The organism is Stenotrophomonas sp. STEN020, assembly GCF_056760195.1.
The window spans coordinates 40,791-54,963 of the sequence record NZ_JBRREI010000005.1; the positions used below are offsets into that span (position 1 = coordinate 40,791).

Genomic DNA, 14,173 nt, shown 5'->3' on the forward strand with positions numbered 1-14,173 from the left:
TGGGGGATTACGTCTTACTCAGCCTGTGCTTCGATGTCTTCCAGCCCGCGTACCGGGTAGCGTTCGCGCAGCTCGAGCAGGAACTGCTGCACGTCGCGCTGGCGCACCTGCAGTTCGAGGTAGTCACTGATCTGTGGCTGCACCTGCTCGAAGCTCAGCGCTACACCAGCTTCCAGCACATCAACGCTGACCACGTGATAGCCCCAGCGCGATTCCACCGGAAAACCCGCCAAGCCCTGGCGCAGGCGGAACACCTGGCGATCGAACTCGGGCGTGGTCTGCCCGCGTTGCAGCCAGCCCAGATCGCCGCCTTCGCTGCTGGACGGGCATTGCGAGTGACGCGCGGCCAGATCGGCGAACAGGTGTGGCTGCTCCAGCAGTTCTGCAATCAGCTTCTCGGCCTGGGTGCGTGCCTTCAGCCGGCCAGCGATATCGTCGGCCGGTGCCGCCAGCAGGATGTGGCGTACACGGATGCGATCTGGTGAGCGGAAACGCTCGGGGTTCTGCGCGAAATAGCGCTGACAGTCGTCCTCGCTGGGCACGCGGTCTTCCAGCGTCTGTTCGATCAGTTGCTGGATGCGTGCTTCCTCGCTGGTCTCCTGGCCGACGCCGGGGGCATCGGCCAGGCCAAGCCGCTCGGCTTCCAGCCGCAGCAGCTCGCGTACTACCAGCGCCCGCGCCGCATCGGCACGTGACTGCTCCGGGCGCATCGCCCGGTGGTATTGCATCTCGCGGGCGATATCGGCCTCGCTGATCGCAGTGTCCTGCACGTACAGGCTGCACGGTGCGGGTTGGCCGAGGCTGCGCGGGCCATCATCGGCGTCGTGATGGTGGCCGGCCTCGGCCGGCACCGGTGTCTGCGAGTCGATGACGGTGATGGGAAGAATGCGTGGCAGGCTGCCCATGGCTTACTCCCGCGGACCGTAGCGCAGCGTGGCCTGGCGACGGCGCACCACCTGGTACGGACGCCACAGGTAGCTGATCGGCACGCTCCACACATGCACCAGGCGGGTGAACGGGGCGATCAACACCAGCGTCAGGCCGAGGAAGATGTGCGCCTTGTAGACCCAATGCACGCCTTCGACGTAATCGGCCGCACCGGCACGGAAGGTGACGATGTGCTGCGCCCACTCGGCCAGCATCACCATCACCCCGCCATCGAGATGGCCGGCGGAGACCTTGATGCTGTAAAGGCCAAGGCACAGCTGGGCGAACAGCAGCACCAGCACCAGCGTGTCACCGAAGCTGCCGATTGCGCGCACCCGCGCATTGGTCAGGCGACGCACCAGCAGGATGGTGATGCCGACGAAACACAGGGCACCGAAGAAGCCGCCTACCACCATCGCCAGCAACTGCTTCTGCGAAGAGGTGATGAAGGGCTCGTACAGCGCATGCGGGGTCAGCAGGCCGACGAAGTGACCGCCGAGGATGGCGATGATGCCGATGTGGAAGCAATTGCTGCCAAAGCGCATGCCGCGATCGGACAGCAACTGGGTCGAGCCGGTACGCCAGCTGTACATGGCCTTGTCATAGCGCGCCCAGCTGCCGATCAACAGCACCGCCACCGCGATGTAGGGATAGAACTGGAAGGCGAACTGATTGAGGTAATTCATGGCTGGATCTCCCGCGGCTGCGCGCGTGCCGGTGAACGATGGGGTGGATCGCAATCCTGCGAAGGTGCATCGGCGCCAAAGCGCACCGCTTCCTCTTCCCACAGGCGGTCCATGGCTTCGACGGTGTCGTCGCGCACTTCTTCGCTGGCCCGCTGACGCAGCACGGCCAGGTTGACCTTGCCCTCGCCCGCCTCGACCAGGATCTCCAGCAGCACCGCATGCGGCAGCTGCCGCTCGGCGGCACGCGCGGCGAGCATGCCGGCGATGTGGCCGATGTGGTGCAGCCAGTCCTTGGCCTCGGCCTGCGGCCGGTGCGAGAGGTATTCCAGCAGCAGCGGCAGGTAGTCCGGCAGTTCGCGTGCATCCAGCTCGAAACCATTCTTACGATAGGCATCGATCAGGTCGACCATGGCCTGGCCGCGGTCACGTGATTCGCCGTGGATGTGTTCGAATACCAGCAGGCTCATCGAGCGACCACGGTCGAAGGTGGCCAGCCAACGGTCCTGCGCGTCCAGCGGGTCGCTGGCGAGCAGGTCGCGGACGAAGGCCTGCAACTGCCCGCGACGGGCCGGCGACAGCGCCGGATCGTCGCAGGCCTCGAGCAGCTCCTCGCCATGCTGCCAAAGCTCGTCACGTGGGTAGTCCAACAGGACACCAATCAGCTTGAGCACACTCATTTCGTCACCTCGTGCCGGTGCTGGCGATTGGGATGCACCGCAAAGGTGGTGCTCTTGCGCTGGGTGAACAGGTCGGCCGGGCTGTCGCCGTTGCAACCATTGCCGAAGGTGAAGCCGCAGCCTCCACGCTCGCCGAAGGCGTCGTTGGCGTACTCGCGGTGCGCACTCGGTATGACGAAACGGTCCTCGTAGTTGGCGATGGCCAGGTAGCGGTACATCTCTTCCACCTGCGCCGGGGTCAAACCAACCTGTTCGAGCACGCGCATGTCTTCCACGCCGTCCACGTTCTTGCCACGGCGCCAGGCGCGCATCGCCATCAACCGTTCCAAGGCGCGGATGACCGGCGCTTCATCACCGGCCGTCAGCAGATTGGCCAGGTAACGCACCGGGATGCGCAGCGAGGCGATATCCGGCAGTTCGCCGCTCATGCCGACATGGCCACGCTCGGCCGCCGACTGGATCGGCGACAACGGCGGCACGTACCAGACCATCGGCAAGGTGCGGTATTCCGGGTGCAGCGGCAGCGCCAGCTTCCAGTCGATGGCCAGCTTGTAGACCGGCGACTGTTTGGCCGATTCCAGCCAGCTGTCGGGAATGCCTTCGGCACGCGCGGCGGCGATCACCGCCGGGTCGAACGGATCCAGGAAGATGTCCAGGTGCGACTGGTACAGGTCCTTCTCCGCCGCCACCGATGCAGCTTCAGCAATGCGGTCGGCGTCGTACAGCATCACCCCGAGGTAGCGGATGCGGCCCACGCAGGTTTCCGAACACACTGTGGGCTCGCCCATTTCGATGCGCGGGTAGCAGAAGATGCACTTCTCGGACTTGCCGCTCTTCCAGTTGTAATAGATCTTCTTGTACGGGCAGGCCGACACGCACATGCGCCAACCGCGGCACTTGTCCTGGTCGATCAGCACGATGCCGTCTTCCTCGCGCTTGTAGATCGCACCGGACGGGCACGCCGAGACGCAGGCCGGATTGAGGCAGTGCTCGCACAGGCGCGGCAGGTACATCATGAAGGTCTTTTCGAAGGCGCCGTAGATCTCCTTCTGCACCTTGTCGAAGTTGTAGTCACGCGAACGCTTGGAGAACTCGCTGCCGAGGATTTCCTCCCAGTTCGGGCCCCACTCGATCTTCTCCATGCGCTGGCCGGTCAGCAACGAGCGTGGACGCGCGGTCGGCTGATGCTTCAACTCGGGCGCGTCGTGCAGATGCTGGTAATCGAAGTCGAACGGCTCGTAGTAGTCGTCGATCTGCGGCAGGTCGGGGTTGGAGAAGATCTTGGCCAGCATGCGCCAGCGGCCGCCGGCGCGTGGCACCAGCTTGCCGCTGCCGTTGCGCACCCAACCGCCGTTCCACTTTTCCTGGTTTTCCCATTCCTTGGGGTAACCGATGCCGGGCTTGGTCTCGACGTTGTTGAACCAGGCGTACTCCACGCCCTCGCGCGAGGTCCACACGTTCTTGCAGGTGATCGAGCAGGTGTGGCAGCCGATGCACTTGTCCAGGTTCAACACCATCGCAATCTGGGCACGTACTTTCATCACACCACCTCCCGTGCGGCGACAACCGACTCTTCACCATCCAGCCAATCGATCTTGTCCATCTTGCGCACGATCACGAACTCATCGCGGTTGGTACCGCAGGTACCGTAGTAGTTGAAGCCCCAGGCCAGCTGCGCGTAACCGCCGATCATGTGGGTAGGCTTGAGCACGATGCGGGTCACCGAGTTGTGGATGCCGCCACGGGTGCCGGAAATCTCCGAACCCGGCACGTTGATGATGCGTTCCTGGGCGTGGTACATCATCGCCATGCCCGGCATCACCCGCTGGCTGACCACCGCACGCGCGGCAATCGCACCGTTGACGTTGAACAGCTCGATCCAGTCGTTGTCCTCGATGCCGGCGTTGCGTGCATCGTCCTCGCTCAACCAGACGATGGGGCCACCACGCGACAGCGTCTGCATGATCAGGTTGTCGCTATAGGTGCTGTGGATTCCCCACTTCTGGTGCGGGGTGATCCAGTTCAGCACGATCTCCTTGTTGCCGTTCTGGCGCTTGTTGAGCAGCGGTTCCACCGTGCGGGTATTGACCGGCGGCCGGTAGCTCATGAAGGCCTCACCGAAGTCGATCATCCACTCGTGGTCCTGGTAGAACTGCTGGCGGCCGGTGACGGTGCGCCACGGAATCAGCTCATGCACGTTGGTGTAGCCGGCGTTGTAGCTGACGTTGTCGTCTTCAAGGCCGGACCAGATCGGCGAGGAAATGATCTTGCGCGGCTGCGCCTGGATGTCACGGAAGCGGATAGCCTCGTGCTCCTTGCCCACCGCCAGATGCGTGTGCTCGCGGCCGGTGAAGGTGCCCAGCGACTCCCAGGCCTTGACCGCGACATGGCCATTGGTTTCCGGCGCCAGGTGCAGGATCACTTCGCAGGCGTCGATGGCGGTATCGATCGCCGGCCGGCCCTGGCTGATGCCTTCGTCCAGCACGGTGTGGTTGAGCTTGCCGAGGAATTCCACCTCGTGCTTGGTATCCCAGCTCATGCCCTTGCCGCCGTTGCCGAGCTTGTCCAGCAGCGGGCCCAGCGAGGTGAACTTGCGGTAGAGGTTGGGGTAGTCGCGCTCGACCACCGCCATGCTCGGCATGGTCTTGCCGGGAATGGCCTCGCACTGGCCCTTCTTCCAGTCGGAAACGCCGAACGGCATACCCAGTTCGTTGGGCGTGTCGTGCAGGGTCGGCACCAGCACCAGATCCTTCTCCACACCGAGCACGCCCGGTGCCATGTCGCTGAGCGTGCGCGCGACGCCCTTGAAGATTTCCCAATCGCTGCGTGATTCCCAGGCCGGGTCCACCGCCTTGGACAGCGGGTGGATGAAGGGATGCATGTCCGAGGTGTTGAGGTCGTCCTTCTCGTACCAGGTGGCGGTCGGCAGCACGATGTCCGAGTACAGCGCGGTGGTGCACATGCGGAAATCCAGCGTCACAAGCAGGTCGAGCTTGCCTTCCGGTGCTTCGTCACGCCACTTCACGTCCTCGGGCTTGACCGCGCCCATCTCGCCCAAGTCCTTGCCCTGCAGGCCGTGACGCGTGCCGAGCAGATGCCGCAGCATGTACTCGTGGCCCTTGCCGGAGGAGCCGAGCAGGTTGGAGCGCCAGATGAACATCATTCGCGGATGGTTCTGCGCGGCATCCGGATCGGCGAAGGCGAAGTCCAGCGAGCCGTCCTTGAACTTGGACAGCGCGTAGTCGGCCGGTGCGATGCCGGCCTGTTCGGCCTCGCGCACCAGCTGCAGGGGATTGCGGTCCAGCTGCGGTGCACTCGGCAACCAGCCCATGCGCACTGCGCGCAGGTTGAGGTCGGCGAGGCTGCCGCTGTACTTGGAGGCGTCGGCGAGTGGCGACAGCAGTTCGTCGACCTGCAGCTTCTCGTAACGCCACTGCCCGGTGTTGAAGTAGAAGAACGAGGTGCCATTCATCTGACGTGGCGGACGGCTCCAATCCAGACCAAACGCCAGCGGCTGCCAGCCGGTCTGCGGGCGCAGCTTTTCCTGGCCCACGTAATGTGCCCAGCCACCACCGGTCTGGCCCACGCAACCGCACATGACCAGCATGTTGATCAGGCCACGGTAGTTCATGTCGTTGTGGAACCAGTGGTTCATGCCGGCGCCGACGATGATCATGCTGCGGCCATGGGTCTTGTCGGCGGTGCGGGCGAACTCACGGGCGATCTCGATCACCTCGGCACGTGACACACCGGTGATCCGCTCCTGCCAGGCGGGTGTGCCCGGCACGTTGTCATCGAAGCTCTTGGCGACATTTCCGCCACCGAAGCCGCGATCAACGCCGTACTGCGCCAGCAGCAGGTCATAGACCGTGGCCACCATTGCTTCACCGCCATCGGCCAACGGCAGGCGGCGCAGCGGGATATTGCGCTCCAGCACTTCTTCGGCCGGTGCAGCGGTCCAACCATCGCTCTCGATGCCGCCGAAGTACGGGAAGCTCACCGCCTCGATGCCGTCGTGGATATCGGCCAGGCTCAGGCGCAGGCGGGTTTCATGGCCATCGCTGGCCTTTTCCTCGATGTTCCACTTGCCCTTCTCGCCCCAACGGAAGCCGACCGATCCGTTCGGCACGGTGATGTCGCCGCTGTTCTCATCGAACGCCAGCGTCTTCCATTCGGGGTTGTTGCTCTCGCCCAGCCCGCCCAGCTCGCTGGCGCGCAGGAAGTGGCCCGGTACCAAGCGACCATCGGCGCGGCGCTCGACGCGCACCAGCATCGGCATGTCCGAGTACTGGCGGCAGTAGTCCTGGAAGTACTGCGAGGGCGTGTCGACGTGGAACTCACGCAGGATCACGTGGCCGAAGGCGAATGCCAGCGCGGCATCGGTGCCCTGCTTGGGATGCAGCCAATGGTCGGTGAGCTTGGCCAGCTCGGAATAGTCGGGACAGATCGACACCGTCTTGGTGCCGTTGTAACGCGCCTCGGTGAAGAAGTGCGCATCCGGCGTGCGCGTCTGCGGCACGTTCGAGCCCCAGGCGATGATGTAGCGGCTGTTGTACCAATCGGCCGATTCCGGCACGTCGGTCTGCTCGCCCCACACCTGCGGCGAGGCCGGCGGCAGATCGCAGTACCAATCGTAGAACGACAGGCAGGCACCACCGAGCAGCGACAGATAGCGCGCACCGGCAGCGTAGGACACCATCGACATTGCCGGAATCGGAGAGAAGCCGACGATGCGGTCCGGGCCGTATTCCTTGGTGGTGTAGAGATTGGAGGCGGCGATGATCTCGTTGGCCTCGTCCCAGTTCAACCGCACGAAACCACCCATGCCGCGGCGACGCTTGTACTCACGCGACTTGGCCGGGTCCTGCACGATGCTGCCCCAGGCCTCGACCGGTGACATGGTCTTGCGGGCCTGCCGCCACATGCGCAGCAGCGTGCCGCGGATCAGCGGGTACTTGAGCCGATTGGCGCTGTACAGGTACCAGGAATAGCTGGCACCACGCGGGCAGCCGCGTGGTTCGTGATTGGGCAGGTCCGGGCGGGTGCGCGGATAGTCGGTCTGCTGGGTTTCCCAGGTGACCAGGCCGTTCTTGACGTAGATCTTCCAGCTGCAGGAGCCGGTGCAGTTAACGCCGTGGGTGGAACGTACGATCTTGTCGTACTGCCAACGGGCGCGATAACTGTTTTCCCAGTCCCGCCCTTCGCTCTTGCTGAACCCGTGGCCATCGGCAAAGGGTTGTGGATCCCGCTTGAAGAACTGCAAGCGATCAAGGAAATAGCTCATGGTGAATCTCCGTTCGCAAACTGCTGCATCGTGGCTATGTGTGGAATCTGGCTGCGGTGCGTGTGTTACTTAGCAGGGGGTTTCAGCCCCGCGCCGGTAGTACCACCACCAGGTCACGACCAGGCAGGTGATGTAGAACGCAATGAAGCCGTACAGCGCCATGTCCGGGCTGCCGGTCAAGGTGATGGAGGAGCCGTAGCTCTTGGGGATGAAGAAGCCGCCATAGGCACCGATGGCGCCGGAGAAGCCGACAACGGCGGCGGATTCGATGCTGGCCTGATGGGCAGCGGCCTTCTTGCCTTCGGCACCTTCATTGGCCGACAGGCGATCGTGCAGGGTGCGGAAGATCACTGGGATCATCCGGAAGGTGGTGCCGTTGCCGATGCCGCTGAGCACGAACAAGGCCATGAACGAGAGCAGGAAGCCGTAGAAGTTGCCGCCCTGGCCATTGCTGGGCAGGAAGTGCAGCACACCGAATACCGCCGCGATCATCAGCGCAAATACCCAGAAGGTCAGGCGTGCGCCGCCCCAACGGTCAGCCATGCTGCCGCCCACCGAGCGCATCAGTGCGCCGAGCAACGGGCCGATGAAGGCATAGGCCAGAGGATTCACGTCCGGGAACTGGCTCTTGACCAGCATCGGGAAGCCGGCAGAGAAGCCGATGTAGGAACCGAAGGTGCCGATATACAACCAGCACATCAGCCAGTTGTGCTTGCGGCGGAAAATCACCGCCTGCTCGGAGAACGAGGAGCGGGCGCTGGTCAGGTCATTCATGCCGAACCAGGCGGCAATCGCGAAGAACGCAATGAACGGCACCCAGATGAAGCCTGCGTTCTGCACGAACAGCGGCGAACCGCCATCCACCACCGCTTGCGGCGCTCCGCCCATGGCGCCAAACACGCCGACGCTGATCACCAGCGGAACGACGGCCTGCGACACCGAAACACCTACGTTGCCCAGACCCGCATTCAAACCCAGCGCCATGCCCTGGCGTTGCTTGGGATAGAAGAAGGAGATGTTGGACATCGACGAGGAGAAGTTGGCGCCACCGAAGCCACAGAGGATGGCAATCAGCACGAACACCCAATACGGCGTAGCCGGGTTCTGCACCGCAAAGCCCAGCCACAAGGTTGGAAGCAGCAGCGATGCGGTCGACAACGCGGTCCAGCGACGGCCACCAAAGATCGGGATCACGAAGGAATAGAAGATGCGCAGGGTCGCGCCGGACAGGCTGGGCAAGGCCACCAGCCAGAACAGCTGGTCAGTGGTGAAGGCGAAGCCGATCTTGGGCAGGCTGATGGTCACTGCCGAGAACAGCACCCATACCGAGAACGCCAGCAGCAGTGACGGTATCGATATGACCAGATTGCGGGTGGCGACCTTCTTGCCGGTGCGTTCCCAGTAATCAGGATCCTCCGGCCTCCAATCGTTGATGACGCGACCGGGACCGGAACTGCTCTGCTTTGCTACATCGCGACTGGCACTCATGCATCGCTCCAAGGCTGTTTTGATACGGCGCTGGCTTGCTGTGCTGTTGCTTGCCCAGTCGCCACGGCGTCATTAGGCCCGGCGCCCCCTGGGGCAGTCTTGATCTTGATCAATCCAATGGCGCTCTCGCGCCGACTACCTGACAAATATCAACTGATGCTTACGGCGTCGGCCGGATTGCGGCGCTGCACGCCGCGTTGACGCACGCTGTCACGTACATCCACATCGAACTGAAGCTGCAATGGTTGCGCCTGCGTTTGCAGGGTGAAGCTCAAGCCGTCACGGCACGGTAAACGTGCCTGCAGCGCCAGCACGTCTTCGCGCGGCAGCTTGATCATCAACGTGGTTGCATCGCCATCCAGCAGCACCTCCGCCATGTCGTGCAGCTGCAAGCGCTGCGACAGGGCTCCGGGCGTGCCAAGCCAGGTCTGGTTCTCCAGCACCTCGCCAGCGAGCAGGCGTGCCAGCTCGCTTTCATCAATGCGCAGCCGTAGCGACTGCGACTGGATCTGGACTTTCATGACGCAACTTCCTCCCATTGGCGGGGGGTATTGCAGTTCACAAGGCGGGCGTCGGCACCGGCTGGCAGCGGCAGTTCCAGGCCGCCGAGGCGGCGTTGGAACATGCGTAGCGAGCGTGGCCCGTCTGTACCCGTGACCATTTCATACAGCAGACTGCGGCATGCGCCGTCGATGTTCAAGTACATCGGTACCGGCTCTCCTGAATAGGTCACACAAGGCGCAGCGGCATCACGCAACTGTCGCAGCAGTGTCACGTCCAGCAGGGGCATATCGACCGGCACTACCCACGCCGGTCCGTCATCCAGGGTTTCCACCACGCTGTGCAAGCCGCCCAGCGGGCCGCAGCGCGGCACCGAATCCGGCACCGAATCGAAGCCGGGATAGTCGCCGCTCACCTTTACTGGATGGGCACCAAGCGCGCTGAGCAACGCACAGCTGTGTTCGAGCAGCGTGCGCCCGCGCCAACGCAGCAGCGCCTTGTCCTGGCCCATGCGGCTGGACAGCCCGCCGGCCAGCACGATGCCGGCAACCGGTGCCGGCTCAATGCGAGTGGTCGTGGACATGCCCGTCGATATGCGCGTGCTCGGTGTCGGGTTGGCACAGGCTGCAGCCCTCGCTCCACTCGCTATCACCATCCTGGTAATGCTCCTGCTTCCAGATCGGCGAACGATGCTTCACGCCCTCGATCAACTGCCGGCAGGCACGGAAGGCCTCGTCACGGTGCGGACTGCCAGCGGCAACGACCACGGCGACATCACCTACCGCCAGGCGACCTTTGGCATGCGCCACGTACAGCTTGATGCGCGGGCCGAAGTCAGCGCTGATCTCGGCAATCTGTCGCTGGAACTCGTTCAAGACCAGCGGCTCGAACAAGTCATAGGTGATGCCGAGCACCGGCCTGCCCTGGTTCAGGTCACGCACCTTGCCGATGAAGACATCGATGCCACCAAAGCCTGGATCGGACACGGCTGCGATGCCTTCACCCGGATCAATCGCCGCATCGGCGCGGTCCACCACTTTCCATACACTTTCGAAGCTCATTTCAGCCTCCACTCACTGGCGGCAGGATGGCAACGCGGCCATCGCCGGGCAGCGAATCGTTATCGCGCAATACGCGTTGTTCATCGGCAAAGGCCGAGTAATCGACCAGGCCAGCCCGGAACTGCGGGAAACGCTGTTGCAGCAGCGCGCGCAACGCCCTGCGCAGGTCGATGACCTGCCCGCCTTCGACCGGCACGCTGATTTCGCGCTTAGGGTCAAGCTCCGAGTACGCGCCAAACAGCTGCACCACTATCTCTTTCATGACATCTCCTGCGGGCTGAGCTGCACCGGCTCGCGGTGGCCCCAGCCCTGTACACGTACCAGACTGCCGGCCGTGGCCAGATCATCGTCGCCCTCCAGCACCACCCACGCATTGGCGCGCAGCATGGTCTTGAGGCGGAATGATTCCTGCCCGGCCAGCACACTCACTCTCAGCTGCCCACTTGCATCCGCCTGCACGCGCGCGCGCGCATGGAAGCGTAAGCCCGGCGGCTTGCGCACGTCGGCCTGCAGCGGCAACTGCAGAACCTTCTCCTCGGCCAAGCCCAGTATCTTTCGCAGCACCGGTTCGACAAAGAAACGCAGGCCAACCGCGGCAGAAATCGGGTTACCCGGCAGGCCGAAGTACAACGTGCCATCGGCAAGGCGCGCGAACAGCAGCGGCTTGCCAGGTCGGATCGCGACCTTGTGGAAGATGACCTCGGCACCGCGTGCGCGCAGCGCATCGGGAATGAAATCGTAGCGGCCCTGCGACACTGCGCCGGTGCTCAGTACCACACGCGCGCCGGCAGCCAAGGCCGCATCAAGTGCGGCATCAAAAGCGGCGACGTCATCGCTGACCACACCGTTCCAGACCACCTCGGCGCCTGCAGCGCGCAGGCGGCTGACCAGAAACGGACGATTGCTGTCGCGAATCTGCCCGGACTGCAGTTCCGCGCTCGCATCACTGATCAGTTCCTTGCCGGTACTGATCACCGCAAGCTTTGGCTGTTGCTGTACCTGCACCGTGGCTACGCCCAGGGCATGCAGCAAGGTCATCGCGTTGACGTCCAGCGTCGCCCCCGCAGCCAGCACGGTTTCGCCCTGCTCCACATCCTGGCCGCGAAGCCGAACGTGCTGACCGGGCTTCACCAGTGCCTGCAGGCGCACGCGGATGGGACGGCCATCCACGGCCTCCAGCACCTCAACCTGCTCAATCGGCACGACGCTATCCAGACCCGACGGCATGCGCGCGCCGGTCATGATTTCCCAGGCCTGCGCGGAATCTCCGTCTGCAGCAGCGGTGTCGCCTGCAGCCTGCCAACCCTGCACCCGCAGCACGCTGCCCGCTGCCACCGGTTGCCCGTTCGCGCACAGCGCGAAGCCGTCCATCGCAGCGTTGTCGAACGGCGGCAGGTCCTGCGCGCTGTTTACCGGTGCGGCCAGTATCCGTTCGGCGGCCGCATCGATGGAAACCTGTTCACTGCGCGCCGCCGGTGCGGCTACCAGCAACTGCTGCAGGGCCTGCGCATAACTGATCATGCGTGTGCGCCCCCGTCCATCATCGCCAGCGCATGGCCGAGCACGGGGGTGAGGATATTCATGCACTGCGCGGCGGCACGTGGACTGCCTGGCAGGGCGATGACCAGCAGATCGTCCAGTTGCACGACTTCAGCGCGGCTCAGCCAGGCCATCGGTGTGTGCTGGGCACTGAGCCCGCGCAGCATCTGTGCCAGTCCGGGCACCGGGCGTCCACCCAATGTCTGCAAGGCCTCGGGCGTCAGATCACGCGGGCCCAGTCCGGTACCGCCAGTGCACAGGCACAGACGTACGCCATCGGCAGCCAGCGCACGCAGCCGCGCGACCAAAGGCTCAATGCCGTCGGCCAGTACCTCACTGCTGACCACCTCACCGCCCAAGGCCTGCAGACCCTTGACCAGCACCGGCCCGGATTCGTCGACGTAGTCGCCGCGACTTGCGCGGTCACTGAGGGTGATCACCGCACAGCGCGCGGCTCCCAAAGTCTTGGGCGGGCGCGGCCGGAAACGTTCGAGTTCGCCTGCATCCATGCCTTGCGGGTGTGTCCACACGCCGCTCTTGCCGCCCTCCTTGAACAGCAGGCGGATGGCACTGATTTCGAGTGCAGGCTCGACCGGCTTGCTCAGGTCGTACAAGGTCAGCAAGGCCGCATTGACGCCAGCCAGCGCCTCCATCTCCACCCCGGTACGTGCTTCGCTGGCGCACTCGCACCATACCCGGATCGCCTGCCGCTCCGGCACCGGCGCGCAGTACACGCGCACCAGCTCCAGCGGCAGCGGATGGCACATCGGCATCAATGCCGAGGCCATCTTTGCGCCCTGCAGGCCGGCGATTTCGGCCATCACAAGCGCATCGCCCTTGGGCAGGCGCCGCTCGACGATCAATGGGTAGGCAACCGGCCCGGCGATCAGTTCGCCAACCGCCACCGCGCGGCGCCGGGTGATGCGTTTGTCGCGTACATCGGCCATATGGAATGCCGCACTTATCTGCCCACTCATTGCTTGTTTCATCCTCCAATCGAGGCCAGATGCGGGGTGAGCCCGGTCTGGCCGAAATGCAATCCATGCCCGGCCGCCTTGAGCCCAAGCTGGGTGGTGATGCGCGCCAGCAGCGCGTCCTGGTCATCGTCGGACTGCAGCAGCGGCCGCAGCGCCACGCCGAAGTCGCCGAACAGACACAGGCGCAGATCGCCGCGCGCAGTAACTCGAAGGCGATTGCAGCCTTTGCAGAAATCCTTTGAATACGGGGCGATGATGCCAATACTGCCGCGATGATCAGGGTGGCTGAACTCACGTGCCGGGCCGGCATCGGCAGCGCGCTTGCGCTCACTCCAACCGGCAGCCAACAGTTGTTCGATAACCACGTCGGCGCGCAGATGATGGCGCTCGTAGTACTCGCGGTTGTCACCGGTGCGCATCAGCTCGATGAAGCGCACGCTGATTGGGCGCTCGCGCAGGAATTCCATCCACGCCGGCAGCTCGTCATCGTTGAGGCCGCGCAGCAGCACCGCGTTGAGTTTGATCGACTGCAGGCCCAGCTCCTGCGCCAGAGCCATGCCTTCCATTATCTCGGGCAGCCGATCGTGGCCGGTGATGGCGTGGAAGCGCTCACGCTGCAGGCTGTCCATGCTTACGTTGAGCGCAGTGAGCCCGGCGCGGTGCCAGCCGGGCAGATGCCGCGGCAGCAGGCAGCCATTGGTAGTGATGGCCACTTTGCGGATGCCAGGCACCTGCGCCACGGTGGCGATGATCTGCGGCAGGTCCTTGCGCAGGCTGGGCTCGCCGCCGGTCAAGCGGATCTTGTGCATGCCGAGTGCGGCAAACCCGCGCACCAGCCGCTCGATCTCATCCACCGCCATGAACTGCGGCCGACCATCGGCCTGGTAACCGTCGGGCAGGCAATAGCTGCAACGGAAGTTGCAGGCCTCGGTCAGCGACAGACGCAGGTATGGAAAGCTGCGACCGAAGCCGTCGGTGAGTTGGCTCATGGCTGTTTCACCTTCTGACTCCACGTTTGCACGCTCGCCCGGCA

The 14,173-nt window shown here is 64.1% G+C and carries 13 protein-coding genes; all 13 read right to left on the reverse strand.

What is annotated here, in order from left to right; all coding sequences use genetic code 11:
- Positions 1–14: 14 nt before the first annotated feature.
- On the reverse strand, positions 15–905 hold the full coding sequence (locus ACVOLZ_RS03595; protein ID WP_481515066.1) for a peptidylprolyl isomerase: 891 nt from the start codon (positions 903–905) through the stop codon (positions 15–17).
- A 3-nt stretch (positions 906–908) separates the two neighbouring features.
- Complete coding sequence (gene narI, locus ACVOLZ_RS03600; RefSeq protein ID WP_004146540.1) at positions 909–1,613, reverse strand: respiratory nitrate reductase subunit gamma; 705 nt, start codon at positions 1,611–1,613, stop codon at positions 909–911.
- The gene (gene narJ, locus ACVOLZ_RS03605; RefSeq protein ID WP_481515067.1) at positions 1,610–2,290 is read right to left on the reverse strand and encodes a nitrate reductase molybdenum cofactor assembly chaperone; all 681 of its coding nucleotides are present in this window, start codon (positions 2,288–2,290) and stop codon (positions 1,610–1,612) included. Before narJ ends, narI begins: the two co-directional genes overlap by 4 nt.
- Positions 2,287–3,831, reverse strand: coding sequence for a nitrate reductase subunit beta (gene narH, locus ACVOLZ_RS03610; protein ID WP_481515068.1), 1,545 nt, complete (start codon positions 3,829–3,831; stop codon positions 2,287–2,289). Before narH ends, narJ begins: the two co-directional genes overlap by 4 nt.
- Positions 3,831–7,574, reverse strand: a complete 3,744-nt coding sequence (locus ACVOLZ_RS03615; protein ID WP_481515069.1) for a nitrate reductase subunit alpha — start codon at positions 7,572–7,574, stop codon at positions 3,831–3,833. The genes narH and ACVOLZ_RS03615 overlap by 1 nt, the downstream gene beginning before the upstream one ends.
- Before the next feature lie 69 nt (positions 7,575–7,643).
- Complete coding sequence (locus ACVOLZ_RS03620) at positions 7,644–9,062, reverse strand: NarK family nitrate/nitrite MFS transporter (RefSeq protein WP_481515070.1); 1,419 nt, start codon at positions 9,060–9,062, stop codon at positions 7,644–7,646.
- 149 nt (positions 9,063–9,211) lie between these two features.
- A complete protein-coding gene (locus ACVOLZ_RS03625; protein ID WP_481515071.1) occupies positions 9,212–9,583 on the reverse strand; it encodes a DUF7009 family protein in 372 nt (123 codons plus the stop codon).
- On the reverse strand, positions 9,580–10,146 hold the full coding sequence (gene mobA / locus ACVOLZ_RS03630) for a molybdenum cofactor guanylyltransferase (protein WP_481515072.1): 567 nt from the start codon (positions 10,144–10,146) through the stop codon (positions 9,580–9,582). The genes ACVOLZ_RS03625 and mobA overlap by 4 nt, the downstream gene beginning before the upstream one ends.
- Positions 10,124–10,624, reverse strand: coding sequence for a molybdenum cofactor biosynthesis protein MoaE (locus ACVOLZ_RS03635; RefSeq protein WP_481515073.1), 501 nt, complete (start codon positions 10,622–10,624; stop codon positions 10,124–10,126). The genes mobA and ACVOLZ_RS03635 overlap by 23 nt, the downstream gene beginning before the upstream one ends.
- Position 10,625: 1 nt before the next feature.
- The gene (locus ACVOLZ_RS03640; RefSeq protein ID WP_481515074.1) at positions 10,626–10,886 is read right to left on the reverse strand and encodes a MoaD/ThiS family protein; all 261 of its coding nucleotides are present in this window, start codon (positions 10,884–10,886) and stop codon (positions 10,626–10,628) included.
- Complete coding sequence (locus tag ACVOLZ_RS03645) at positions 10,883–12,145, reverse strand: molybdopterin molybdotransferase MoeA (RefSeq protein WP_481515075.1); 1,263 nt, start codon at positions 12,143–12,145, stop codon at positions 10,883–10,885. Before ACVOLZ_RS03645 ends, ACVOLZ_RS03640 begins: the two co-directional genes overlap by 4 nt.
- Positions 12,142–13,140: a bifunctional molybdenum cofactor biosynthesis protein MoaC/MoaB gene (gene moaCB, locus ACVOLZ_RS03650; protein ID WP_481515076.1), complete on the reverse strand. Its 999-nt coding sequence runs from the start codon at positions 13,138–13,140 to the stop codon at positions 12,142–12,144. The genes ACVOLZ_RS03645 and moaCB overlap by 4 nt, the downstream gene beginning before the upstream one ends.
- Positions 13,141–13,148: 8 nt before the next feature.
- Positions 13,149–14,129: a GTP 3',8-cyclase MoaA gene (gene moaA / locus ACVOLZ_RS03655; RefSeq protein ID WP_481515077.1), complete on the reverse strand. Its 981-nt coding sequence runs from the start codon at positions 14,127–14,129 to the stop codon at positions 13,149–13,151.
- Positions 14,130–14,173 lie beyond the last annotated feature (44 nt).

What these genes read in the sequence shown, in the direction of transcription:
- ACVOLZ_RS03595 (WP_481515066.1), bottom strand. Translation starts at nt 905, where the DNA reads ATGGGCAGCCTGCCACGCATTCTTCCCATCACCGTCATCGACTCGCAG.
- narI (WP_004146540.1), bottom strand. Translation starts at nt 1,613, where the DNA reads ATGAATTACCTCAATCAGTTCGCCTTCCAGTTCTATCCCTACATCGCG.
- narJ (WP_481515067.1), bottom strand. Translation starts at nt 2,290, where the DNA reads ATGAGTGTGCTCAAGCTGATTGGTGTCCTGTTGGACTACCCACGTGAC.
- narH (WP_481515068.1), bottom strand. Translation starts at nt 3,831, where the DNA reads ATGAAAGTACGTGCCCAGATTGCGATGGTGTTGAACCTGGACAAGTGC.
- ACVOLZ_RS03615 (WP_481515069.1), bottom strand. Translation starts at nt 7,574, where the DNA reads ATGAGCTATTTCCTTGATCGCTTGCAGTTCTTCAAGCGGGATCCACAA.
- ACVOLZ_RS03620 (WP_481515070.1), bottom strand. Translation starts at nt 9,062, where the DNA reads ATGAGTGCCAGTCGCGATGTAGCAAAGCAGAGCAGTTCCGGTCCCGGT.
- ACVOLZ_RS03625 (WP_481515071.1), bottom strand. Translation starts at nt 9,583, where the DNA reads ATGAAAGTCCAGATCCAGTCGCAGTCGCTACGGCTGCGCATTGATGAA.
- mobA (WP_481515072.1), bottom strand. Translation starts at nt 10,146, where the DNA reads ATGTCCACGACCACTCGCATTGAGCCGGCACCGGTTGCCGGCATCGTG.
- ACVOLZ_RS03635 (WP_481515073.1), bottom strand. Translation starts at nt 10,624, where the DNA reads ATGAGCTTCGAAAGTGTATGGAAAGTGGTGGACCGCGCCGATGCGGCG.
- ACVOLZ_RS03640 (WP_481515074.1), bottom strand. Translation starts at nt 10,886, where the DNA reads ATGAAAGAGATAGTGGTGCAGCTGTTTGGCGCGTACTCGGAGCTTGAC.
- ACVOLZ_RS03645 (WP_481515075.1), bottom strand. Translation starts at nt 12,145, where the DNA reads ATGATCAGTTATGCGCAGGCCCTGCAGCAGTTGCTGGTAGCCGCACCG.
- moaCB (WP_481515076.1), bottom strand. Translation starts at nt 13,140, where the DNA reads ATGAGTGGGCAGATAAGTGCGGCATTCCATATGGCCGATGTACGCGAC.
- moaA (WP_481515077.1), bottom strand. Translation starts at nt 14,129, where the DNA reads ATGAGCCAACTCACCGACGGCTTCGGTCGCAGCTTTCCATACCTGCGT.